Raw genomic sequence first — 22,899 nt, 5'->3', positions numbered from 1 at the left:
TGATAGTTAGCGATTTTCCGTTGTTTTACTGTAGGATTGACCATAATTAAATACAATTTGCTCTTAATCTACGGGTTATCTGAATGGCTAGCAAAGAAATTTTTGGAGCCGTGGTGATCACTGGCGCATCAAGTGGAATAGGTGAAGCCTGTGCTATTTACTTAGACAAATTGGGTTATCACGTATTTGCTGGTGTACGTAATGATGGTGATGGTGAAAAGCTAAAGGGCAAAACCTCAGCTAGACTAACACCACTTCTGTTAGATGTCACAGATGAAGCGTCTATTATGGCATCTTTCAATATTGTGAGGGAAGCCTTAAACACTATTGGTCTCTTCGGTCTAGTGAATAACGCTGGTATAGTTGTTGCAAGTCCCCTGGAATTTCTTCCTCTTGCTGAATTCAGAAAACAACTTGAAGTCAACTTAACTGGACAGCTAGCTGTTACGCAAGCATTTCTACCACTTTTGAGAAAGGCTAAAGGTCGTATTGTCAACATTACTTCCGATAATGGCAAAGTTGCTGTACCTTTTTTAGGTCCCTATTGTGCCTCAAAATTTGCATTGGAAGCGCTTAGTGATGCGCTGCGTATGGAGCTGCAACCTTGGGATATTAAGGTTTCTATGATCGAACCTGGATGTGTAACAACGCCGATTTGGGAAAAATCTTTAGATTTAGCTGACAAAATTTGGAACAACTTGCCCATCTTATCGCACCAATTATACTCAGATGCTGTAAACGCTACCCGTAATACAGCCTCTAAGCTCAGTAAAAATGGTTTTCCTGCTGAATTAGTTGCTAAAGCTGTTGCTCATGCACTCACTGCGAAAAAACCAAAAACTCGTTATGTGGTGGGATTAGATGCTTTAATGAATATCTGGCTTGCCAAACTTCTACCGACTCAATTACTTGATCAAGTCATTATTCAGTACATGGGTTTGAGTAAAAAATAGGGTGGTGTTCTAGCAGTCAGCCAGATCGCCGTTCCCCTGGAATCTGCTGCTTATGAGCTAGGAAAACCTGTTGATTGAACATCTATATTGATCTATATTGGTAGTTCTAACTGCCCTGGCGAAGTGTTTGACCGTCCCCTTGCATGTATTTTAATGTGACATGGACTACAAAGAGGTATAAGGTTCTCTCTGCGGTTATCTTCTGGCGTGAAGTTGGAATGATGAACTGATAGCGTGAGCATTGTCCACTCAGCGCGCGTCATCTGTTTTGGTTTCTCTCCTGGGCGCAGGCATTGTTGTCCACAGTGCTGGCATTTCCATCCAGCAGACTCCTTCACTTGCCGTGCTATGTCTTGCCAATTATCCGCGTAACGCTCTCTATAAATGGGCATTTTTCTTGCTTTAAATTCATGATTTCAAGCACTTCTTCAAGACTTTACCAATTTATTAAAAATGTTGCAACCACGAACGAAAAAGCTAAAAACTCTCTCCTTGTGGGAAAGTAGTTCTACATTGTCTCGCTCAACTCCAAAAAAGAAAAATCCCCCTTATTTAGGGGGTATTTCTAAGGTGTGATTAGGTTCAAATGTGTGAGGAAAATATCTATGTACCTGAAAACTTAGGAGCTATTTATATATTGACCATATTCTGCAACACTAGATCTATCATTCGCTCGTTCTAATATCTCCATTCATAGTGCGCTTTAACCCAGACACGGCGGTGATTTCTGTATTCCCAACGTCCAGGAACTAATACACGATGTTTAGCCCGTGCAATGAATTCTGGTCTAGATGCAATTGGGCGAATACTCTTATTTACAAAACCTTGTGACGCATCAGCTTTTGTTCCAAAGGTAGTCATCATTAAAGGAATAGCAATCATTACACCTGCAATTATCTTTTTCATACAATTTAATTTTCCTTTTCTTGATTGTTTAACTCTGTGGTTGATACTCACTATCTTAAAATTCCAGTTTCTTAGTTAGTAGCGAAAAAGCTACTCACTCCTGTATGACTGTAGTGGAGAGATTAGTGTGACGTTAGTCATGGTTAACATTCTTGACTTTGAAAACTTACACGAGGCTTTCAGTATATGTCTAATTAATATAGTATGGTTGTGCGGGACAATAAAAAAGCCCAGTGCATAAAAGCAACTAGGCTAAAACTTAATCAACCAATTACAAACCGTTGAACCAGTTCAAGATAATAACCAACTATGCAGAAGCTTGCTCTAAGTTAACTTTGACAACTTTGTTCTTTTCTTGAGTAGTCTTAGGCAGTGTCAAATTTAAAATGCCATCTTTGTATTCTGCTGTAACGTTGGTATTTTCAATACGAGCAGATAGGGGAATTACACGTTGGAATTTGCCATAGCTGAATTCAGTCACGGTACGACCATTTTCTTCAGTCTTATTTTCGGACTTCCGCTCACCACTGATAGCAACAGCGTTTTCTGTGACTTGCACATCCAGGTCTTTAGCTTCCATACCTGGAACTTCTAGTTTCAAATGGATAGCATCTGCTGTTTCATGAAGTTCAGCCGGAGGAACACGTGTAAAAGCTCTTTCTCTCACTGTTTCTGGGGTTAAAGCTGAATCAAACAAACGGTTGATTTGACGGTGAAGAGTGTTGAAGTCTTGCCAGGAATTGTAACGAATTAACATAACCTATCCTTGATATGTCTTGTTTAATTCAGAATTTAATCAGAAAGAATTCAGTACTCAGAATTCAGAATGAAGTCTAAGATTTTGTAGCACTTACAGGGTAGAGTAGATATGAATCTTTGCCTGTCCTAACTTCAGGAATTCTGTTTTCTGACTCCTGACTCCTTCTTTAATTGCTTGGTTTAATCTCATATTAGTCATTGATAAAAAGGCTGTAAATTCGGTTTTTAGCACAAGTTAAATGATGATTACCGAATTGTGTTGTTAGGTGTGGAAGCTTGCAATATTTTGGTACGGGAAACCCTACAAATTGTCATTTAAAAATATAAGACCATACTGAGAGAAACAGCATGGTCTGTGGTTAGGTATAGCGATTTTTAAGTTAATTTGTTTATCTGTATAGAGCTACAACACCGAATTCCACCATTCCGGATTTAGAGAAAACATTTTTGTGCTCGTTTGATCTAACCTTCCGCATAAGAAACATAAAGGATTGAGTCTTGATACCAAATATACTTATGATAAAATCCTTCTTTAGAAGTCCAAACAGGTGTGCCTGCTGAAGGAGGCTTCATAAAAGTATTAGGACTGTTCCCACTATTTAAGTATAATATTTTACTTTTAATAGAATTATTGTCTCTCACCAAGTTTTTGATCACAGCTAGGTAGTAACTCTCTTGTACTTTGAGCGCGATTTCTACATGTTTATCAGGAGCATCGTTAATAATTTTATACTTTAAATCTGAGTAGCTACTAAGTAACGGTGCGCCAATCCACTTCTCAATTACTGCAATGGGAGCGGGCTGACCATCTGTATAAATGTAGTTTTCTTCAAACTTGAGACATCCATTGAGGAAGACCGAGATAATGAGTAAACTAGATAGCAAACTCTTCTTCATAATATAAGGGGTGTCTCCAAGTAAAATCATTCAAATAAGGATAATTGAACCAGTTGAGCTTCTTTCACACTATCAAGATTGGACAACGAAATACCAACAATCGAATACTACTTCAATAAAAAGTCGGCGTTGCATCGCTGTCTAGCTAGGAATTAGATGAAAAAAATATGTCCTTACAACTCAAAATAGACTATCCAGAAACTTTACCAGATGCCTTACAACAGACGCGAGAACAGTTTGAGCAAGAAGCAAAAATGGCAATGGCGGTTAAGCTGTTTGAAATGAAACGCATTTCTTCTGGCGTAGCAGCACAATTAGCAGGTATAGATCGAGTTTCTTTTTTACTCAATTTACATCGTTATGGAGTTTCAATGATTGATTTAACACAAGAGGAACTTTTATCTGATTTCGAAAATGCCTAATACCGATAAAATAGTTATTAACACAGCCCCAGTTATTTCCCTAATAGCTGCTTTAGGAGATTTAAATATTCTCGAATCTTTGTATCATCAAGTTTTAGTCCAAGACAGAAGTTTGTCAGGAAATACTTACATATTTGTGCTAGTAGGTTTGGCGCACCTGAATTTGAAGCAGCTTCTTGGCTACAAAAATGGCCAACTCCTGTAAATATTTCTCCTTTTTTGCTTAACTCCCTTGATTCCGGTGAAGCAGCGGTTATTCAACTCGCCATCAATGAAAACATCCAAACGGTCTGTATTGATGAAGCAACTGGTAGACGAGTAGCGAGATTAAGTGGTCTTTCAGTAACAGGTACTATTGGCATTTTATTACGTGCTAAAAGGGAAGGGTACTCAATATCTATACAACAATCAATTCAACGGATGCTTGCTCGCAATATCCGTCTAAGCAAAACAGTCATTAATTTTGCATGATTTGCAAGCTGGTGAGAGTTAGAATTGGATACAGCGTAAAGAGTACCCGGTGGTCATTCTGTCCCTATATATGCAGCACTAACTGATTAAGACTGATCTGAAGCAAAAGTCACACTGCTGATAACAAATCTACTTCAACAACTAGAGTGTCTGTCTCAAATTTTATAGGTCTAAATATAATATTAGGTTCTTTAATAATTTTGAACTCAAATTTCTCATAATTGATATCAGTTATTTCATCTTCATATTGATAAGCAGATTCTGCTTCTACATATATATTAAAGTTGTAAATCCCATTGTTTAAGGCAGAGTTAATTTCATTTGTTACAAAACCAAGCTGACCACTGGCATACTTTTGCGATAATCGCTTACATATATCATAAGGTTTTATTTGCAATTGAAACAATTCAAAAGCATTTGACAAATCATTAAAAAAAATAAGATTTTCACAGTCATTACAGTATTGTTCCCAACCCTTATCTTTTGAAATTACTAAAACCTTTGTCGTGTTTTTTTTAGCCCATACCTCCAAAGACATTAGAGCTATAGCATCAGGAAATTCATTCTTCTTTTCTCCTGTCTCTGCAAATGGTGGTTTAGCTTGAAAGTATTTTTCTAACAGTTGACTAACCGCTATATGGTTTTGGGCATCAACTATTTCTAGAGACGTTATTTCGATAAATTTCTCTAAGCGTTCAGCAGCAATTAATGTTGGTTTTTTATCCTGAAAAATAGAAAATTTTATACTATCGATAGTATTATCTTCAAGTAGCCAATAATTTTTAGCATTTCTTAAAGCTTTGTCAATTTCCGCATGTGTATTTTCCGCTTTTTTCTCTAAGTGAACCAACAGTTCATTCTTAACAATTTCAGAAAGAATGACTTTTGTCTGTCCCTCGCTAAATTGTTCTAGTTGCTTGATTACTGTACGTTCGCTTATTTAAGAAGGGTGAGAGGAATTAATGGCTGACTGGGTAAGAAAAAACCCGAAAAAAACCTGGTAAAAATCAGATTGTGCTGACACAGTGTAATACATGGTCAAAGCTGAAGCAGAATAACGGTGTAATACATGGTAAAAAAATTGTGTATACTAGCTAGTTAGTGCGGTAATAAAATAATTCAGGGCTTTAAGTGCTGCTTTGTAGCCTGGAGCTTGCTTACCTAACTTTAATTGTAGTAAAACTTGGTCACGTATAGTTTCAAGTCTTGCCACTGTGGGTGGTGTGTTGGCAAGTTGAACAACTGTAGTTTTGGCTTGATTTATCGACTCTTTTTTCCATGTAATACTTGGGCTAGCATTGCCCCTAATCATCTGTTCCAAGTAATCAGCTCTACTCATACCAAAGCATTCAGCAGCAATACCCAAAGCCTTCCAGGTTTCATCAGTTACTCTTAAAGAGCGTACTTGACGATAATCATCGTCTTTAAGCGCGAACTTCCCTTGAATGTCCCGCTTTAACATTACTCTGCTATCCTATCCGTGTATTACACCGTAATTTTAACCTTTAAATCCTATCTTTCAGATGTAATATGAGGAATTACACCAAGGGCGTATTTATGAGCAATAGCCTCTAACTTCTTCCATATATTACACGGAAAGATTGAAAACCCCTCTCTCCATGTAATACACCGCTAAGCTCACCAACTCAATGCCCACGTATTACACGGTATCACCAATATGAGATCCACAATCAGGTTAAAACCTTACACACTCAGGCATTAATTCCTCTCTCCCTTCTTAAATGAGCGAACGTACAGCATAAAGGGATAGTGTTTTAAGAAAAGTTTTAACCCCTATCTTACTGAACGAGTCAATGCACGGTTTTTACCAGTATTTATTCTTCTGACTCCTGAATTCTTATAAAACAACTATCGAACCGCATCTGCTTGAACCAATGGACGTTATAATATAAGTGATGCTAGAAATTTCCAACACAGTTCAAATCCCAGAGCGCGAGATCGAAATTACTGCGGTTCGCTCCAGTGGTGCTGGAGGTCAAAACGTCAATAAGGTTTCTACTGCCATTCACCTACGCTTTGACATTAAGGCTTCATCACTACCCGATTTCTATAAAGAACAACTGTTAAAGCTAAACGACCGACGCATCACCCAAGATGGAGTAATTATCATCAAGTCCCAAGAACACCGCACTCAAGAGCAAAACAAATCTGAGGCGTTGTCTCGACTTCAAGAACTTATAAAAAGCGTCACCGTACTGAAGATAAAACGTAAGCCAACTAAACCATCTCGTAGTTCTCAAAGAAAACGTCTTGACAGCAAAAACAAGCGAGGACAGATTAAGTCTATCAGAAGGCAGGTTACGGATGAATAGCGATCGCGTATCAAAGTATGCTGTCGGTTCGCGGACTAATTGAAAAATTTTTAACAAAGTTACAAGGGTTCTGGCTCCTGATGTCGCAGACTAAATGAAAATTTGTCGTGGAGTATGTGAAAAACTCCGACCACTATCGCGGACTAATTGAAATTTTCTACCAATTTGGGGGTAAAAGGCGCTCCATCCATACTGGATTTGACTTTGGTGCAATACTCCTGTAAAAGGCGATCGCCGTTTTATACGAAAAAATCAGGGTTAAAAAATCAGGGTTCCACAAACATAATTTCTGTACGTTCGCGAATATTTTCAATTAGTCTACGACAATTTTCACTTTGTCCGCGAACCGACATATGCTCCCCTCACAGCTAGGTGTATGCTAAAGTAATTATCGAAAATTAGTTTTTTCGATAATTGAAATGCTGCCACAAACAGACAATACGTTTGATATACCAGATGACTGTCGGTTCGCGGACTAATTGAAAATTGTCGCGGACTAAGTGAAAATTTGTTGCAGACTAAGTGAAAAAGATGCATCTGTAAAATATAATACTTTAAATTAATCATCACCCAATCTTCTCTTGAGGTAAGACCTAAATTGGCAGTCGGAGTAAGAGGCATTACAAACGCTGGATACAAAAAAGTAATTGGTAAATTCCCCAGTTTAAAAATGAACACTACTATCTGGTGGGAATCTCAAATTGAGCGGGATTACATTTACCTACTAGAAATTGACCCAAGCGTCATTACCTACAAGGGTCAGCCCTTCTGTGTGAGCTATAACGACGGAGGTACTCAGAGAACCTATACTCCAGATTTCTGGGTGCAAAGACTTGACCGACAACAGGTTGTAGAGGTGAAACCCCTTTCAAAAGTTAACTCTGAAGAAAATCTCATCAAATTTAGGCACATCACTGTAGAGTGTCAAAAACTTGGCATGGAGTTTGTAGTTGTTACCGATACCATGACTCGGATTCAACCCAAACTCGACAATATTAAGCTGCTTTATAAGTACGCTCGTTGTCCGCTTGAGCTACAACTTTTACTTGAGTGCCAACGTTATTTTGTCTGCACTGAACCAAAGCCGCTAAAACAAGTTTGTCTTGAGATGGAGCCAAAAGGGATCTCGAAAAATCACTTGTTTAAGCTTCTGTATTTTGGCTTTCTATCAACAGACTTGATGCAACCAATTAATGCAAATAGTCTAATTAAACTTAACGATAAACAAGTGAATGTTGCCGAATTAATTTTAAAGTAAATGAAAAGAATTCAACTTAGAAATGGACTACATTTTTGGCTACATGGACGTGAATACGTCATCAAACAGCGTTTGGCTGGAGGGAACTTTCAAATATGTGATGTTGTTACTGAAGTACTATCAAAAATCAAGGAAACATCTCTAATTCAGTTGATTTTTCAAGGCGAACTGGAACTTGAGTTGACTCAATCAACAGGTGATAAATCCAGAAAAACCGATTATCGACTGGCAGATTTTACCCAAATTCCAGAAGAACTTCGTCTAGATGCAAAAAGAAAGTACTCATATATTAGCTGTGTTTTAGAACTAGATTTACAAGTACGAACCAAAGCTACTCTGCAACCAGTTATTGAAAAAGTATCATCGTCCATTAATGACCCCAATCCACCAACATGGCTAACCCTTTATCGTTGGCTAAAAACGTATTTGAATGCAGGGCAGGATATTCGCGCATTAGTTCCAAGGCATTTTAGCAAGGGAGACTACCGTCCTAAACTTCACAAAGAAGTCATTTATATTATTGACCGGGTAATTCAGTCCATTTACCTAGACACATCTCAACCAGATGTAGCGGATGTTTATGATGAAATTTTACGCCAAATCACACATGAAAATCAGACTCGTGCAATGCTCGCTGAAAAACCCTTAAAAATTCCTCATCGCTCAACTATTTATAGAATCATTTCGCGTTTGCCGCCATTAACAGTAGCAACTGGTCGCTATGGCAAAAGAATTGCCGAGCAAATGTACAACCCAGTACTTTCTGGTCCGCGTCCTACTCGTCCCTTAGAGAGAGTAGAGATTGACCACACCAAGCTCAATTTGTTTGTGGTGGACACAGAAAATCGCCTGCCCATTGGCAGACCTTGGTTAACAAGCGCCGTTGACAAATATTCTGGAGTTACTCTAGGTTATTACCTCAGTTTTGACCCTCCCAGTTATTTATCAGTAATGCAATGTCTGCTACATGCTATTAGTCCTAAAAATTATCTCCACGCCCAATTCAAAAGTGTAGAAAACACCTGGGACACTTATGGACTTCCGGAAGTAATTGTAGTGGACAATGGCAAGGAATTTTACAGCACTCACTTTGAAGATGCCTGCCTTCAACTAGGAATCATCATTCAATATTGCCCCCCCAAAATGCCTTGGTATAAAAGTACTATTGAAAGATACTTTGGGGCTTTAAATAGTCAACTGCTAAGTGACCAGCCGGGTAAAAGTTTTTCCAACTTCATGAAGCAGTATGATTATGATCCGCTTAAGAATGCCGTAATTTCTTTTGAAGCTCTACAAGAAATTATACATATTTTCATTGTTGATATTCATAATCAAAGCTCTCATCCTGAATTGAAGGCTCCTCGCTCAAAAGTTTGGTCACTTGCTATTGAGGAATTTCCTCCAGCGTTGCCGCCGTCTAATCAAGAACTATTCGTTTTAATTGGCAGTATAACCACCCGAAAAATTACCAGAAGAGGTGTGGAGTTATTTGGGATTATCTATAACAGTTCTGAGCTAGCTAGTCTCCATTCAATGAGTAAAGAAGCCTCAAAAACAACGGTTAAGTATGACCCTACTGATTTATCCCAAATCTATGTCTTTGACCAAATAACCCGTCAATTTAAAGAAGTACCTGCCCTAAACCAAGAGTACACTCTTAGATTGAGTCTCTGGCAACATCAAGTTATCAAACAACTGGCACGCATTGAATCAGAACAAGTTGATATTGTGGCGTTAGCTTTAGCCAAAGAGAAGATTCAACGAATTGTTGAGCGGGAATGGAGTTTATCTAAAAACAATAAAACTCGCACATCCTTGGCAAGGTGGAAAGGGACTCTAAGAAATAATTTCCTCACAGAAAACCTTGAATCTTCTCAGCAAGTAATTCGTAATGATACAGACAAAGTTGATACATTTAGTAGTACTAAGAGCGTGATGACAGGTATATCCGACCTTGGCAGTGCATTCAACGACTACCCGGCAAACCAAGTAGTTGATAGCAATGCTTTTAGTACAGAAATTAAGTCGGTTGATAACAGTTCAACCCAGGTTGATGGATTGAAGTCCGCTTCAACTTCAATCCAAAAGAAGCGACAACGTAGAACAAGTAAAAAATTGACTACCTCAGTTGAAGAAAAAGTTTCTGATTCCCTTGCTGAGACTGCTGAATGGAAACCAGACCTAGCAGGGTGGGATGTAAGTATCGGTTTACCTTTAGGAGAATAAGTATAATGTCAACATCTCAACAATACGAAGAAGATTTGGCATTTCAAGAGCGGTTATGCTTAACCAACAACATTTATGTTGCCTATCCTCGATTCAAAGAAATCTTATCAGCCATCGAAAATTGTCATCACTTATCTGACCTTAAAGATGAACCGGAATGTTTGTTTTTAAAGGGAGAAACTGGAGCAGGTAAAACTACTATTCTCAATAGTTATGCTCAAAGGTACCCAAGACGCGAAACATCGTCCGGTACCATTGTTCAGGTTCTTTCTGTGACAGTTCCTTCCCCCGCAACAGTAAAAAGTATGGTCAGTAAACTGCTGTGGCAACTGGGAGATCCTGCCTATGAAAAAGGAACCATAAGCAATCAGACCATCAGACTAATTGGATTAATGAGAGACTGTGAAGTATCCCTCGTTTTTTTAGACGAATTTCAACATTTTATTGACCGCGACTCCGCCAAAGTTCTCAAAACGGTATCGGACTGGTTGAAGGATTTAATTCTGGATACTAAGATACCAATGGTTTTAATTGGATTACCAGAAGCCGAAGCGGTTTTTCATGTTAATTGTCAACTCAGTCGTAGGTTTGCTAATAGATATAGTCTTAGTCCTTTTTCTTGGAAGACTGATTCTGGCAAAGAATTTCGGACTTTTCTACACGCAGTATCCTCACAACTTCCTCTCGTGTCTTCTGTTGATTTAGCTTCTGAGGAAATGGCTCTCCGTTTCTACTATGCTTCTGATGGTATCGTTGCTTATGTGATGAAGCTAATTCGTTATGGAACATATCTGGCACTTAAACTTCGTCAAGAAAAACTTGATAGTAATGTATTAGCTATTGCTTTTGATAAGTATGTCTTAGCCGATAAACCTCACAAGAAAAACCCTTTTCTAACCGATGATGTTCTTCTATTGATAGAAGATTCTTTTGTACTTGACAAATCATCGACCAAAGAAGGAGCTACTTCTGGTCGAATTAAACCCAAGAAGAAAGCGCTTTCTTCTTCTGATGTTTTACACAAATAGTCATTTATGAGAGAATGTACGCTTCAAGAAGACTTATACGCCGTCCTCGTCCTTATCCAGACGAGAGCTTAGCAGGTTATATAGTCCGACTTACTGAGAGTAATTACTACTCATTATCCTGTTGGATTTTTCAGATGTCTGGTTTGAAAAAAAGAGGGGTATACGCCAATGTCTTCAGAAGTGAAACTGATGATTTGTCTCAACTTAGCTTCAGATCTGATGTAGAAGAAAGTATTCTTTGGTCGATGGCATTTCCTTCTCTAAACCCTTGGAGTAGCATATATGAGGATAGAGTTAGGGTCTTTGGAAGTATTCTTCCTACTTATACTTTGACCAAATCTCGTGTCAGACTTTGTCCAGTTTGTTTACAATCCAAAGCTTATTATCGACGAATTTGGGATTTATCTTTTGTCACTAGTTGTCCATTTCATCACTGTTTACTGATAGATAAATGCCCGATATGTCATCAAGAAATTAAATGGTTTCAAACTTCATTAGTTAAATGTAAATGTGGACAAGACTGGCGTGACTGTCAACCGCAATTTGTTTTGAGTGATCAGACAGCTTTATCGTTGCATATATATAAGCTTTGCCATATTCCTGGTTCCGAGTCTGAAACAAATGATATTTTATCTCTTGATAATCCAGTCCTTAAATTAAATTTAGAATCTTTGGTTAACCTTTTATTCTCTCTAAGAAGATTTAATGATATTCATTACATTAGAGAAAAATTTAAGGCAAGGTTTAAACCTGAAACTTATTCACTCAGATCTGATAAGTTTTATTTTGATACAGCTTTTTCTATATTATTAAACTGGCAGAGTGAATTTTATAATCTCATGTCGGGCTATGAAAAGTATTTAGAAAATCCTTATATGTTTATTTCAAGGAGGCAAAATAAATATGAATGTTTACTGTTTTTGTTTCAGTCACTGCTACACTGTTTTTCCAAACAAGAATATAGCTTTATCAATAAAGTCATAGAAGATTATTTTTGGGATTTCTTGTCGAAAATGTCTATTAAACAAATACAAGTATCTCTCCGCCAACAATTCCAGTCTCATTCATTACGTATACCCCAAAAACAATGGAAGACTATGAACCAGCAATTAGTGCCAATAGTGAGGTTAGAAGAACTAACCCTGGCTAAGCTTTTTGCTATTAGTGAATTGGATATATATGATGACACAATTTTCTTTACAATATATTTTAACCCATTTGAGTATTTATAATGTTATATATGTTGGAAATTTTCATTTAGTCCGCGACAGATGCTAGAAATTTTCACTTACTCCGCGACAAATTTTCACTTAGTCCGCGACAGCATGAGCCAAAACCCTGATTATTCCGTTGAAAAAATTTCACTTTATGCGCGAACCGACAGATATACCAGATGACCGTAATATAATGTCAGAATGGCTAGCTAGTAAGCGCAATAAGGGGACACGCCAGGAGTATAGTAAGGAATTAAGAAAGTTCTTCCTGTACGTGTGCGATCGCCAATTAACACCGACTTTAGTGATGCAATTTTTGCAAATGGAGAGGTTTAGTGCTGCGACCCTGGTATTGCGTTACAAAGCTGAATTAATCGACAAGGAGTTAAAAGAAGCGAGCGTAAATCGTTCCATTGCAGCAATCAAATCACTCGTGAATTATGCTTACGGAGTGGGACAATGTAGTTGGACTTTAGCTGATATCAAAAGTGAAAAAGTTGAAGCTTACCGAGATACAACAGGTATTGAAAAAGAAGCATTCAAGAAAATGTTGGCTGTACCAGATAGGGAGACATTAAAAGGTAAGCGGGATTATGCTCTATTGAGATTATTGTGGGCAAATGCACTTCGACGGGAGGAAGTCTCGCAGTGTAATATTGAAGATTTCGATCAAGATGCCCAGACTTTAAATATCTTGGGTAAAGGAAGAGGATCTCAAAAGGAAAATATTGATTTACAGCCCAAAACTTGTCAAGCACTCCAAGATTGGTTATTGGCAAGGAAAGAACCTGACGTTAAAGAGCCCTTGTTTATTTCGCTACGTCCTCACTACGGTCATCGGTTAACAGGAGATGGCATTCGTAAAATTGTAGTTGGGATTTCACAAGCTGCTGGCATTTCTAAAACTGTCAGTCCTCACAAAATTAGACACTCATCGGTAACTGCTGCACTAGATGTAACCGGGGGAGATGTAAGAAGCGTGCAAAAGCTTTCGCGTCATGCGGATCTTAACACCCTAATGATTTACGACGACAACCGTGCTAAGGCACAGGGAAAAATTACAGCCTTGCTCGAAGACTTGGTTTGAGGACTGGTGGTCATATTGGAAGTGTTAATAGCATCTTCATATGTACGTACAGGGATAAAATTGAGGCTCCACAGTTAGTCTTCCTCGGGAGCGATCGCACAATAAGGAAAATGTTGGAGCAGCAGGGGGATTTCTCAAAGATTTATTACGTATACTAAATTTTTATATACGTTATATCCTCCGCCTACACTCGCACTCTGCCGGGGTTTCTAGTGCGCAAATGTTAAGGAATATTTCATTAATAGCATCCGGTTTCTACTTTTTAGAGGAGTGCAAGAAAAATAACGTATTTCTTGCACTGAATAATTTTCAGGTGTAGTTTCGGGGGAGCGCCTTTGATTTTGTAATACTCCAAACCCTTATTACATAAGGATTTGACATCTATTTTTTAGTTTTTATGTATTACCCTACAGGTATGAAATTTGCTGACTAGAACGGCACTTCTGATTAGTAAAATAGTCAAAAGGCACTCATCATCAGCGTTTATGCAAACGTGGACAGTCGAATCACTTATTTTAAGTACACCAACGCCCTTGACTCTACATCCGGCGGCGGTTTACCTGTCTGCGTTAGGGTCAGGTTCAAGACCGACGATGGAACAAGCGCTAAATTCCATAGCGTCTTTGTTGACTGATAATGAGTGTGATGCTATGACCTTGAATTGGGCTTCCCTGCGTTATCAACATACAGCAGCGATCCGTACTGCTTTGATGCAAAGGTTTGCCCCGGCAACTGCTAATAAAATGTTGTGTGCATTAAGGCGAGTTTTACGAGAAGCGCTGAGACTGGATTTAATGAGTGCCAATGATTACGCAAAAGCAGTGGATTTTCCGAGTGTACAGGTAAAAAAGAATCTCCGAGGCAGGGCGCTAAAAAGTGATGAAATTGCGGCACTGATGCAGGTGTGTGTAGAAGACTCTGCACCCCAGGGGGCGAGAGATGCAGCACTGATAGCAATTTTACGTGGTGCTGGGCTCAGGCGGGCAGAGACAGTTAATTTGAATTTGAGAGATTTTAGTGCAACCACTGGGCAGCTAGAGATACATTATGGGAAGGGGGGAAAAGACAGAACGGTGTATTTACCAACTTCTGGGATCTTGGTGGTGGAAGATTGGCTCTTAGTGAGGGGTAGGAAACCAGGACCACTATTGTGTCCTATACGCAAGGGGAAAAAAGTGGAACTGGAGCGGCTAAGTCCGCAGGCGGTGCTTTGGATTGTGAAAAAACGGGCGCAAGAGGCTGGTGTGGAATTGTTTTCTCCTCATGATTTCCGCCGTACATTCTGCTCAGATCTGTTGGATTGTGGTACAGATATTGTCACCGTGCAGAAGTTAGCAGGGCATGCCTCGCCTATAACGACCAGTAAGTATGATCGGCGTGGGGAGGAAACCAAGCGTAGGGCTGTGGAGAATTTGGGTATTCCCTATACTCCTAAAAAAACGAAATGAGACTCCCACCCGTAGAACGGGCGTGCTCGCACTAAGCAGTTTGGATAGCTTCAGGTTCAAAAATATCTAATGCCTTGACTGCTTGTTTTTTCGCTGATTCACCACGTCTGTCGTAGAGGCTGACGCTTTGTGCATTGGCATGACCAGCCAATTTCTGCACGGTCACTATATCTACTCCAGCATCTAGCAGTTCTGAAATAAATGTCCTGCGAAGATCATGCGCGGAGAATGATGGTATTCCTGCTTCAGTACCACGCTTGTGTAAAATGAACAAGACTGCTTGGGGTGAAAGTTTCTGCAACACCACTTTTCCTGCTTTATTAACTTTGCAGAGCAATGGACCAGGAACATTAGTTCTAGCTTCAATCCAGTTGTTGACTATTGAGATTGCTGAAGGGGGTATATAGACTGTCCGGTCTACTCTACCTTTGGCTGCAATAATTTTTAATTCTCCGTCTGCAAGGGGATGGAAGTCCACCAAATTAAGGTTTACCACTTCAGCCCGCCGCAGTCCTGCGCAGCGTAAGATAGCGATTAATGCGGCGTCTCTATACCCACCGTTTGTGCGATCGCTTACACAAACTTTCATGAGTGAGTTGATTTCATCCTGAGTCAAGGCTCGTCCACGCAGTTCTTTGGTTGCTTTAATACTGTTAATGTTAATAGCACGAGTATAATCAGTGGGTGAAATCAATTCTAGTAACAGCGCTTCTTTGAGTACTCTCCTCAAAGCACATAGCATCTTATTAACTGTTGCTGGTTCGTAGTTTTGAATGAGAGCAGCACGAAGAGCAGCTGTATGTTTGTAACGAAGGGCTGCCCAGTTGAAGGTTAGATAATCGGCTTTTCCGTCTGTTAAGGTATGAGCAATCAAATTTAGTGCCTGCTTCATGGTTGCAACAGACCCAGGTGCAAGCCCGGACAAATAGACCAAGGCGGGATGTTCTGTTAATGCTGGTGGCTGTTGCAAAACCAGCGATGTGACAGTTTGGTTTGACATCGCTAACCGGAAGTTGCTGCTAGAAACTTATTTCATGACAATAAAGCTTTGGAATGGGATGCACAACCGTACTATGCAAGATTTGTACATTACAAATATAAGTACAGTAATCGTGCCACTCTACCACTTAAATTGCCATTCTAGTGGCAGCCACAAAAAATAGTTGGTTGCGTAGTATTTTTTAGCAATAATGGGTGAGGTAGATGCGCTAGAGCTTTGATTCCAGTTCGTTCAAATGTTCAATCTGTGCAGGATGGTAGTTAAAAGCCTGCCGTCTTGTGGGAGTTGAAAGTTGGCGCTACCCAAGAATAGCGCTAGCTAGCAAAAGCATACATAATGTACTATAAGCAATAGTGACAAGGTAGAAGGTTTCTGTGTTCCCACCCAACCTAGAATCCATTATTAATGCTATTACTGGCTTTGCCAGCCCTATTATTAAAGATAAACTTGAGCGTAGTGAAATCGTCATTCAATTATTAAAGCAATTTAACCTTGCTCCTGAGCATCCACCTGCTGATTTTAGTGCAATTTATGCTTATGCGCTGGTAGAATACGGCGTTGGTAAACCCAAGCCAATACTAGAACTTTTTAGGCAGGAACCGATAAGACAGGCTTTTCGTAAAGCATTCGACCACAACAACCCTTCAATCCTTTTGTCTGAAGTTGATACCTTCATTGAAGGTTATGTCTTGGGTGATGAAATTAAAGCTTTGGGCATTAATGTAAGACGTGAAATTGCTGCATTCTACATTGTTTTTTCGGAAGTGGCTAAACGCAGCCGCACGCCTGCGGAAGTTTTGACTAATCAGGCGATCTCGTCTTTACATAAAAAACTTGCGACCATCACTGAGCAATTAGATAGACTGCCAACCCTGGAAGGGGTGCGTACGGAAATGGCAAGGTTGGCTGCTCAAAGTTACCCAGCACTTTCAGAAAATTCAAACCAATGTAGAGCGATGTCTAACGACAAGCCGCTTCGCGTCTACGCTCTTAGCCAACAGATGCGCGGTTGGTTTGAAACTTTGGGTTATCGCTTTGAGAAATATGAAGTTTGGTCAGAAAATTATTTTGAGTGGATTATTAATATTCCGGTAAGACGTAATCGTTATGACCGTATTCTTATACGTGGAATTGAGGGTGAGGCAGGACTGGGTGATGTCATGGCTTTACGCTCCTCATCAGAAAAACAAAGGACTGATGAGGGGTGGTTAGTAACAGTCAGGCGAATTTCTAGGGCAGCGCGTGATGAGGTAGAAAAAGAAGAAAACCGTCACCTTGCTTGCTATACTTTTGACGAATTGATAGACCAAGACGCAGATTTTAGCCATTATCTCAACTGGCTGGAGGCAGAAATTAAGCGTCGGCAAATTGATACTAAATATGTACCATTAGCTTGCACTAAAGAAGAATTTGATCCTGTTACCAAAAATAAGATAGGTGTTAGTTGTTACGATGAACGTGATGGCTGGATTGATGGTTACATTGATCTTTGGCTTGATGACCCAGCTAAAGAGCATATTTCTGTCTTGGGTGAGTTCGGTACAGGGAAAACTTGGTTTGCTTTGCACTATGCGTGGATAACGTTGCAACGTTACTTAGAAGCAAAAAGAAGGGGTGTGGAACGTCCGCGTCTACCTTTAGTTATTCCACTGGGCGATTATGCTAAAGCAGTGAGTGTAGAGTCACTGTTTTCTGAGTTTTTCTTCCGTAAGTACGAAATTCCTTTACAGGGGTATTCGGTATTTGAGCAACTAAACCGCATGGGTAAGCTGCTGCTGATTTTTGATGGTTTTGATGAAATGGCAGCTAGAGTTGACCGCCAACAGATGATTAATAACTTTTGGGAATTAGCGAAGGTAGTACTTCCCGGCGCTAAAGTGATCCTGACTTGTCGTACTGAACATTTTCCAGAAGCAAAAGAAGGTAGAGCACTGCTTAATGCAGAATTGCTTGCTTCAACTGCTAATTTAACTGGAGAAACACCTCAGTTTGAAGTGTTAGAGCTAGAGAAATTCAACGATGACCAGATTCAGCAGGTGTTATCATTTCAAGCTCAACCTACGACAGTAGGGAAACTCATGAGCAATCCTCAACTGCTGGATTTAGCGCGTCGTCCGGTGATGACCGAGTTAATTCTAGAAGCGCTGCCAGATATTGAGATAGGGAAACCAGTAGATATGTCGCGGGTTTATCTTTATGCGGTACGGCGGAAGATGGAGCGCGATATTAAAGCGGAACGTACATTCACTTCTTTGGCAGACAAGCTTTACTTTTTGTGTGAGTTGTCTTGGCAGATGCTCTCCACCAATCAAATGAGTCTAAATTATCGGTTGTTTCCTGAACATATCCGTCGGCTTTTTGGTTCTATGGTGCAAGAGGAGAAGGATTTAGACCACTGGCATCACGATATGATGGGGCAAACGATGCTCATCCGCAATGCTGATGGTGATTATACTCCAGCACATAGGTCATTATTAGAGTTTTTTGTAGCATATAAGTTTGCCGCAGAACTGGGGGTATTGGCTAAGGATTGTACTGAGTTGGCACAAGTGCAATCTCATTTAAAGATAGGTGCTACACCACAGAATTATACTTGGTCATCTTATTTTAAACGGCAAATGAATGAGGAAGATGGCATCTTGCCTATTCCGCCTCTTAAAGAATTTGTAACTGAATCTTTAGTAGAACTTCGTCAATGTTTTGGTCAAGCACCGCTGACTAAAGCAGTTAGAGATTTACTCGTGCCAATGCTAGCTACTAGCTCACCTCTTTTTAGAATTTTAGATACAACACGGGGTAAAACTGAAGCTGAAGTTGGCTATGTAGGAGGTAATGCAGCAACTCTCATAGTAAAAGTTGATAGCAGAGCGCTGGAAGGAAGAGATATTTCTGATGCAGTGATTTGCAAAGCTAATTTTTCCAATGCTAGTTTACGTTATGTAAACAGTATTAAAGCTAATCTAACAGGCTGTATTTTTACTGAAGTTATCAGCCAAATTTTTTCTGTAGCTTTCCACCCAAATGGGCAGTTTTTAATATCTGGTGATGCGAATGGGGAAATTTGTCTATGGCAAGTTACAGCAAAAAAGCTATTATGGAGGCGCAAAGAACATAAGGGCGTAATACGTTCATTAAGTTTTAGTCCTAATGGTCAAATCATTGCTAGCGCTAGTAATGACAGTACTATCAAAATTTGGGATGTCAATACCGGTGAATGTGTAGCAACATTACATGGACATAATAGTGCTGTACGCTCAATTACCTTTAGTCGTGATGGTCAAATTCTTGCCAGTGGTAGTGAAGATTGTACAGTGAAGTTTTGGAAAATTAGTACAAGAGAGTGCTTTGAAACTCTATCTAATAAAACTGGGTATGTGCGCTCAGTTGCGTTTAGTTTTTCCGGCAAGACTCTTGCTTACACTAGTCAAGATTATACTTTACAACTTTGGGATGTAGAGACTAGACAGAATCTTAAAACTTTGCGAGGACATACAAACTGGGTTAAAGCTATCGCTTTTTGTCCTGATGGAGAAACTATTGCTAGTGCTAGTCAAGATTACTCTATCAAAATCTGGAATATTTACACAGGACAATGTTTAAAAAGCTTGGAAGCACATAATGCTCAAATTAACTCACTTGGTTATAGTTCTAACGGTTCACTTCTTGCTAGTAGTAGCTCTGACCACACTATAAAAATTTGGGATTCAAAAACAGGACAGTGTTTGAAAACTTTGATAGGGCACAATAATTGGGTGCAATCTGTAGCCTTCCAGCCTAAAAGCGGAATCCTTGCCAGCGGTAGCCAAGACCACACAGTGAGACTATGGGATGTAAAAAAAGAAGTTTGCATAACTCTCTTTCAAGGATACTCAGATTGGTTGAAGTCAATTATATTTAGTCCAGATGGACAAACTCTTGCAAGTGCTGGTCAAGATGGTATTGTAAGAATCTGGGATGTACAGACAGGAAGCTGTCTTAAAGAGTTGTATGGTCATAGCAGCTGGATACACTCATTAGCTTTTAATCCTGGAGGTAATATTCTTGCAAGTAGTGGCGACGATTACCAAATAATATTTTGGAATCCCTATTCGGGAGTAAAAACGGATACTCTTTTACAGGGGCATAGTAGTTGGATACGTTCAATCAGTTTCAGCCTAGACGGAAAAATATTTGCTAGTGGGAGTGATGACACTACAATATCACTTTGGGACGTACACAAGTGTTCTCGTATTAGGCACCTGAAGGGGCATACTAAACAGGTAAGATTTATTGTTTTCAGTACAGATAGTCAGATTCTCATCAGTTGTTGCCATAATGAAACTATAAAACTATGGAATGTAAAAACAGGTGAATGTTTAAAAACTCTTCAGATGGATACTCATTTAGCAAGAGCAGTTTTTGCTTTTAATGCAGAAAGAACAGTTTTTGCTAGTGGTAGTGATGATTATCAAGTTAGACTTTGGGATCTCCATACCAGCCAGTGCTTATGTAATTTGAAGGGACATACTGGCCAAGTAAAGACGATTGCTTTTAGTCCTGATGGTAAATATCTTGTTAGCGGTAGTGATGACTTAACTATTAGACTTTGGGATCTTCATAACAATAAATGTTTGCGTATTCTTCATGGACATTCTAGAACTATATCGTCTCTCTCCTTTTCTCCCAGTTGCCATCAACTTGCAAGTTGTGGAGAAGATGGATTAATTAAACTGTGGAATGTCCTAACAGGAGATTGTTTAAAAACCATGAGAAATGAAAGACCGTATGAGGGTATGAATATTGCAGGTGTTACGGGTTTAACAGAAGCTGAGAAAGCCTCGCTTAAAGCTCTAGGAGCGGTGGAGGGTAAGTAAATTTTTAAACTTGAAAGGGATAATAGTAGGTGTAATAAGCTACCTCCCTATTGAAAGCGAGCGCATGCCAATAAGGTAAGGTGACTGGGTGTGTGATCTGCGCTTCACTCTTGACTCGCAATGCTTAAAAAGGAATAAAGGTAATTGCCTTGAATAACGCATCTTTTTTTCATACTTCTGTGGCATTACATAGGGGTAGATAAGTCCCCAGCAAGTAAGCACAGAGGAACCTGCTTGAAGCTATATCTACCTGATGTCGGATCTAAATCGAATACCCAAATTAGATCAAATCTATTCCCTGACCATTCCTGTGGAACTGTTGTAGCATTGTCTACTATTTGATTTGCAATATTTGGGATCTCGTGGTGTTCCCAGCAGATAAGTACCACTCCATCACAAGCGAGGGCATTTGCCACCATTACGTTTTCTTGACCCTTCAAATAGTCAGTGTTGATAGAAAGCTTTGATTATGGCACTTAAATCGATTTGCCGTGATTCGATGGGAATTGAAGCTATCAAGACAGATTTAAAGCAGATTATTATCCAAAATATCAACGGAATCTGCTATGGCGATCGCCCTCGCTTTATCTATTAAGCTACTACAAGACCACTTTACCCAAATGCCGTTAGAGCGTGTTGACCATTGAGGGAATGCAGCAAGTGAGAAGAGGGTTATCGTGTAACTTCAGTTGTGAGGATTGATTCTTTTTGTAGTTTCTTGTTCTTAACACTTTCCAAGACAATTTGAGACATTTCAGTAGCAAAGATAGTCAGTACAATTGCATCATCAATTTCCCCCACTACAGGAATAGTGTTAATGGGACCAAGCAACCACATAAAAGTACCACCAATTATCCACCCACGATATTTGGGGTTACGCAGGGCATTGCGATACAAGCCATAAACAAGTTTTATAGGCTTAAACATAATCTACTTTTTTAAGCGACATTTTGATCTTCACTGATTTTGCTGCCGGTTTAGTACACATCGATTGGCGGATAACCAGCCTTTATTGTACGGTATTGCGAAGAAGGAGCAGTTTTAGCCATTAACCACCTATCAATAATTAGGCACTTCCCTGGAAAGAAAATACCAGCCACAAATATCTACATTGAAAAAAGGAGGTAGTGTTCAACTACCCCTTTTGGACAAGGCTAAAAGTAATTCATCAGAATTCTATTCTACTGTTAAGCAGCAAAAGTTTCACTATCGCTAAGGTAATTCTGAACACACGTAACTTGGTATTGGTACTAAGCCACCAACTTTGTACGCTAAGCAGCTAATAACTCAGGATGCTTATTCATCTCTTCTCTTAGCCATACAATGTTTTCCCACTCATAGCTTTTGACTTCATGTTCTTTCACTTTCAGCAAGTTGGTTATTGAGTTAATCACTTCACTTCTTTTCCAACCATGAGTTGCATGGAAAGTAATTAATTCCTCAAGGTTTAAGTTTTCATAACGCACAGGGAGAAAGAAGTTAGTGTAGTCTACTCTTTCTTCAAGAACTGTTTCTTCATTTGGTGGTAATACTTTATGATTAACAAAAGAAACTTTCCAAATTTCCAATAAATTCATACCGTAGAGTTCATTAAGCACAGTAAATTCTGCTTCATTCTCCTGCGTTTTTTGGACTACTTCAACTCCCGTAATAAAGTAAGGTGTCTTTACCTTCCGGACTACTAACGTTCCTGGTTCATGCTGCACATAGAACTTTGTTTCATGATACTTGTTAACTATTTCTTGCGGATCTTGTGGTCTATCCACACCAAAAGGTGTTATTAAATCCGCTCTAAACTTCTGACCATCTTCGTAAAACTTTAGGCAATAATCGTATGTCATAGTTTTGTATCCTTTGCTTCATCTGGATTAGTTGTTAAAGTGCATTCAATTCGAACTGGATTACCAGGTGGTTGATATATTGGTGATACCGTGTAATACGTGGGCATTGAGTTGGTGAGCTTAGCGGTGTATTACATGGAGAGAGGGGTTTTCAATCTTTCCGTGTAATATATGGAAGAAGTTAGAGGCTATTGCTCATAAAT

Annotated in this window: 23 protein-coding genes; 13 read left to right on the top strand and 10 right to left on the bottom strand. The window is 39.3% G+C overall.

Annotation, left to right across the window (positions count from 1 at the left end; all coding sequences use genetic code 11):
• The first annotated feature begins 83 nt into the window (after window positions 1–83).
• Complete coding sequence (locus tag G4P69_RS23240; protein WP_208345504.1) at window positions 84–953, top strand: SDR family NAD(P)-dependent oxidoreductase; 870 nt, start codon at window positions 84–86, stop codon at window positions 951–953.
• A 92-nt stretch (window positions 954–1,045) separates the two neighbouring features.
• On the opposite strand, the gene G4P69_RS23235 is transcribed toward G4P69_RS23240, so the two are convergent.
• The 4 genes from G4P69_RS23235 to G4P69_RS23220 all read right to left on the bottom strand — a co-directional run bounded on the left by G4P69_RS23235 (window position 1,046) and on the right by G4P69_RS23220 (window position 3,515).
• Window positions 1,046–1,345: an HNH endonuclease gene (locus tag G4P69_RS23235; protein ID WP_208345506.1), complete on the bottom strand. Its 300-nt coding sequence runs from the start codon at window positions 1,343–1,345 to the stop codon at window positions 1,046–1,048.
• Between the two features lie 286 nt (window positions 1,346–1,631).
• Window positions 1,632–1,859 (bottom strand): hypothetical protein, encoded by a 228-nt coding sequence (locus G4P69_RS23230; protein WP_208345507.1) that lies wholly within the window; start codon window positions 1,857–1,859, stop codon window positions 1,632–1,634.
• Window positions 1,860–2,166: 307 nt separating this feature from the next.
• The gene (locus G4P69_RS23225) at window positions 2,167–2,616 is read right to left on the bottom strand and encodes an Hsp20/alpha crystallin family protein (protein ID WP_208345509.1); all 450 of its coding nucleotides are present in this window, start codon (window positions 2,614–2,616) and stop codon (window positions 2,167–2,169) included.
• A 464-nt stretch (window positions 2,617–3,080) separates the two neighbouring features.
• The gene (locus G4P69_RS23220) at window positions 3,081–3,515 is read right to left on the bottom strand and encodes a hypothetical protein (protein ID WP_208351399.1); all 435 of its coding nucleotides are present in this window, start codon (window positions 3,513–3,515) and stop codon (window positions 3,081–3,083) included.
• 167 nt (window positions 3,516–3,682) lie between these two features.
• Here G4P69_RS23220 and G4P69_RS23215 point away from each other — a divergent pair, with 167 nt between their 5' ends.
• From G4P69_RS23215 to G4P69_RS39430, 3 genes are read left to right on the top strand one after another with little or no spacing between them, the layout of a single operon-like run.
• Entirely contained in the window at window positions 3,683–3,937 is a 255-nt protein-coding gene (locus G4P69_RS23215) for a UPF0175 family protein (RefSeq protein ID WP_208351397.1), read from the top strand.
• Window positions 3,930–4,142 (top strand): hypothetical protein, encoded by a 213-nt coding sequence (locus G4P69_RS39435; protein WP_243903023.1) that lies wholly within the window; start codon window positions 3,930–3,932, stop codon window positions 4,140–4,142. The genes G4P69_RS23215 and G4P69_RS39435 overlap by 8 nt, the downstream gene beginning before the upstream one ends.
• Before the next feature lie 14 nt (window positions 4,143–4,156).
• Window positions 4,157–4,408 (top strand): DUF3368 domain-containing protein, encoded by a 252-nt coding sequence (locus G4P69_RS39430; RefSeq protein WP_243903022.1) that lies wholly within the window; start codon window positions 4,157–4,159, stop codon window positions 4,406–4,408.
• 109 nt (window positions 4,409–4,517) lie between these two features.
• Here G4P69_RS39430 and G4P69_RS23205 read toward each other — a convergent pair whose 3' ends face one another.
• Both G4P69_RS23205 and G4P69_RS23200 read right to left on the bottom strand, forming a co-directional pair.
• On the bottom strand, window positions 4,518–5,330 hold the full coding sequence (locus G4P69_RS23205) for a PIN domain-containing protein (protein ID WP_313890553.1): 813 nt from the start codon (window positions 5,328–5,330) through the stop codon (window positions 4,518–4,520).
• Between the two features lie 168 nt (window positions 5,331–5,498).
• Window positions 5,499–5,870: a hypothetical protein gene (locus G4P69_RS23200; RefSeq protein WP_208351390.1), complete on the bottom strand. Its 372-nt coding sequence runs from the start codon at window positions 5,868–5,870 to the stop codon at window positions 5,499–5,501.
• A gap of 454 nt (window positions 5,871–6,324) precedes the next feature.
• On the opposite strand from G4P69_RS23200, the gene arfB reads away from it, so the two are divergent.
• The 7 genes from arfB to G4P69_RS23165 all read left to right on the top strand — a co-directional run bounded on the left by arfB (window position 6,325) and on the right by G4P69_RS23165 (window position 15,002).
• On the top strand, window positions 6,325–6,741 hold the full coding sequence (arfB, locus tag G4P69_RS23195; RefSeq protein ID WP_208351472.1) for an alternative ribosome rescue aminoacyl-tRNA hydrolase ArfB: 417 nt from the start codon (window positions 6,325–6,327) through the stop codon (window positions 6,739–6,741).
• Window positions 6,742–7,411: 670 nt separating this feature from the next.
• A complete protein-coding gene (locus tag G4P69_RS23190) occupies window positions 7,412–7,999 on the top strand; it encodes a TnsA endonuclease N-terminal domain-containing protein (protein WP_243903021.1) in 588 nt (195 codons plus the stop codon).
• Window positions 8,000–10,225: a Mu transposase C-terminal domain-containing protein gene (locus tag G4P69_RS23185; protein ID WP_208351382.1), complete on the top strand. Its 2,226-nt coding sequence runs from the start codon at window positions 8,000–8,002 to the stop codon at window positions 10,223–10,225.
• 5 nt (window positions 10,226–10,230) lie between these two features.
• The gene (locus G4P69_RS23180) at window positions 10,231–11,253 is read left to right on the top strand and encodes a TniB family NTP-binding protein (protein ID WP_243903020.1); all 1,023 of its coding nucleotides are present in this window, start codon (window positions 10,231–10,233) and stop codon (window positions 11,251–11,253) included.
• A gap of 14 nt (window positions 11,254–11,267) precedes the next feature.
• The gene (locus G4P69_RS23175; protein WP_208351379.1) at window positions 11,268–12,485 is read left to right on the top strand and encodes a TniQ family protein; all 1,218 of its coding nucleotides are present in this window, start codon (window positions 11,268–11,270) and stop codon (window positions 12,483–12,485) included.
• 136 nt (window positions 12,486–12,621) lie between these two features.
• Complete coding sequence (locus G4P69_RS23170; protein ID WP_208351369.1) at window positions 12,622–13,554, top strand: tyrosine-type recombinase/integrase; 933 nt, start codon at window positions 12,622–12,624, stop codon at window positions 13,552–13,554.
• A gap of 485 nt (window positions 13,555–14,039) precedes the next feature.
• Window positions 14,040–15,002, top strand: coding sequence for a tyrosine-type recombinase/integrase (locus tag G4P69_RS23165; protein WP_208351366.1), 963 nt, complete (start codon window positions 14,040–14,042; stop codon window positions 15,000–15,002).
• 31 nt (window positions 15,003–15,033) lie between these two features.
• Here the strand turns inward: G4P69_RS23165 and G4P69_RS23160 are convergent, their stop codons facing one another.
• On the bottom strand, window positions 15,034–16,002 hold the full coding sequence (locus G4P69_RS23160; protein WP_208351356.1) for a tyrosine-type recombinase/integrase: 969 nt from the start codon (window positions 16,000–16,002) through the stop codon (window positions 15,034–15,036).
• Window positions 16,003–16,376: 374 nt separating this feature from the next.
• On the opposite strand from G4P69_RS23160, the gene G4P69_RS23155 reads away from it, so the two are divergent.
• Window positions 16,377–20,855, top strand: a complete 4,479-nt coding sequence (locus tag G4P69_RS23155) for a WD40 domain-containing protein (protein ID WP_208351352.1) — start codon at window positions 16,377–16,379, stop codon at window positions 20,853–20,855.
• 185 nt (window positions 20,856–21,040) lie between these two features.
• Here G4P69_RS23155 and G4P69_RS23150 read toward each other — a convergent pair whose 3' ends face one another.
• Window positions 21,041–21,274 (bottom strand): hypothetical protein, encoded by a 234-nt coding sequence (locus G4P69_RS23150; RefSeq protein ID WP_208339032.1) that lies wholly within the window; start codon window positions 21,272–21,274, stop codon window positions 21,041–21,043.
• A gap of 50 nt (window positions 21,275–21,324) precedes the next feature.
• Here G4P69_RS23150 and G4P69_RS40005 point away from each other — a divergent pair, with 50 nt between their 5' ends.
• Window positions 21,325–21,450 (top strand): hypothetical protein, encoded by a 126-nt coding sequence (locus tag G4P69_RS40005; RefSeq protein WP_279605106.1) that lies wholly within the window; start codon window positions 21,325–21,327, stop codon window positions 21,448–21,450.
• Window positions 21,451–21,527: 77 nt separating this feature from the next.
• On the opposite strand, the gene G4P69_RS23145 is transcribed toward G4P69_RS40005, so the two are convergent.
• Together G4P69_RS23145 and G4P69_RS23140 are read right to left on the bottom strand one after the other, a co-directional pair.
• On the bottom strand, window positions 21,528–21,782 hold the full coding sequence (locus tag G4P69_RS23145; protein ID WP_208339033.1) for a YkvA family protein: 255 nt from the start codon (window positions 21,780–21,782) through the stop codon (window positions 21,528–21,530).
• A gap of 344 nt (window positions 21,783–22,126) precedes the next feature.
• Complete coding sequence (locus G4P69_RS23140; protein ID WP_208339034.1) at window positions 22,127–22,696, bottom strand: hypothetical protein; 570 nt, start codon at window positions 22,694–22,696, stop codon at window positions 22,127–22,129.
• Window positions 22,697–22,899: the final 203 nt, after the last annotated feature.

Origin of the sequence: Aetokthonos hydrillicola CCALA 1050 (genome assembly GCF_017591665.1) — a bacterium.
GTDB classification, from domain to species: domain Bacteria; phylum Cyanobacteriota; class Cyanobacteriia; order Cyanobacteriales; family Nostocaceae; genus Aetokthonos; species Aetokthonos hydrillicola.
The sequence above is the reverse complement of the archived record's forward strand: the minus strand, read 5'-3'. Positions and strand labels throughout refer to the sequence as shown.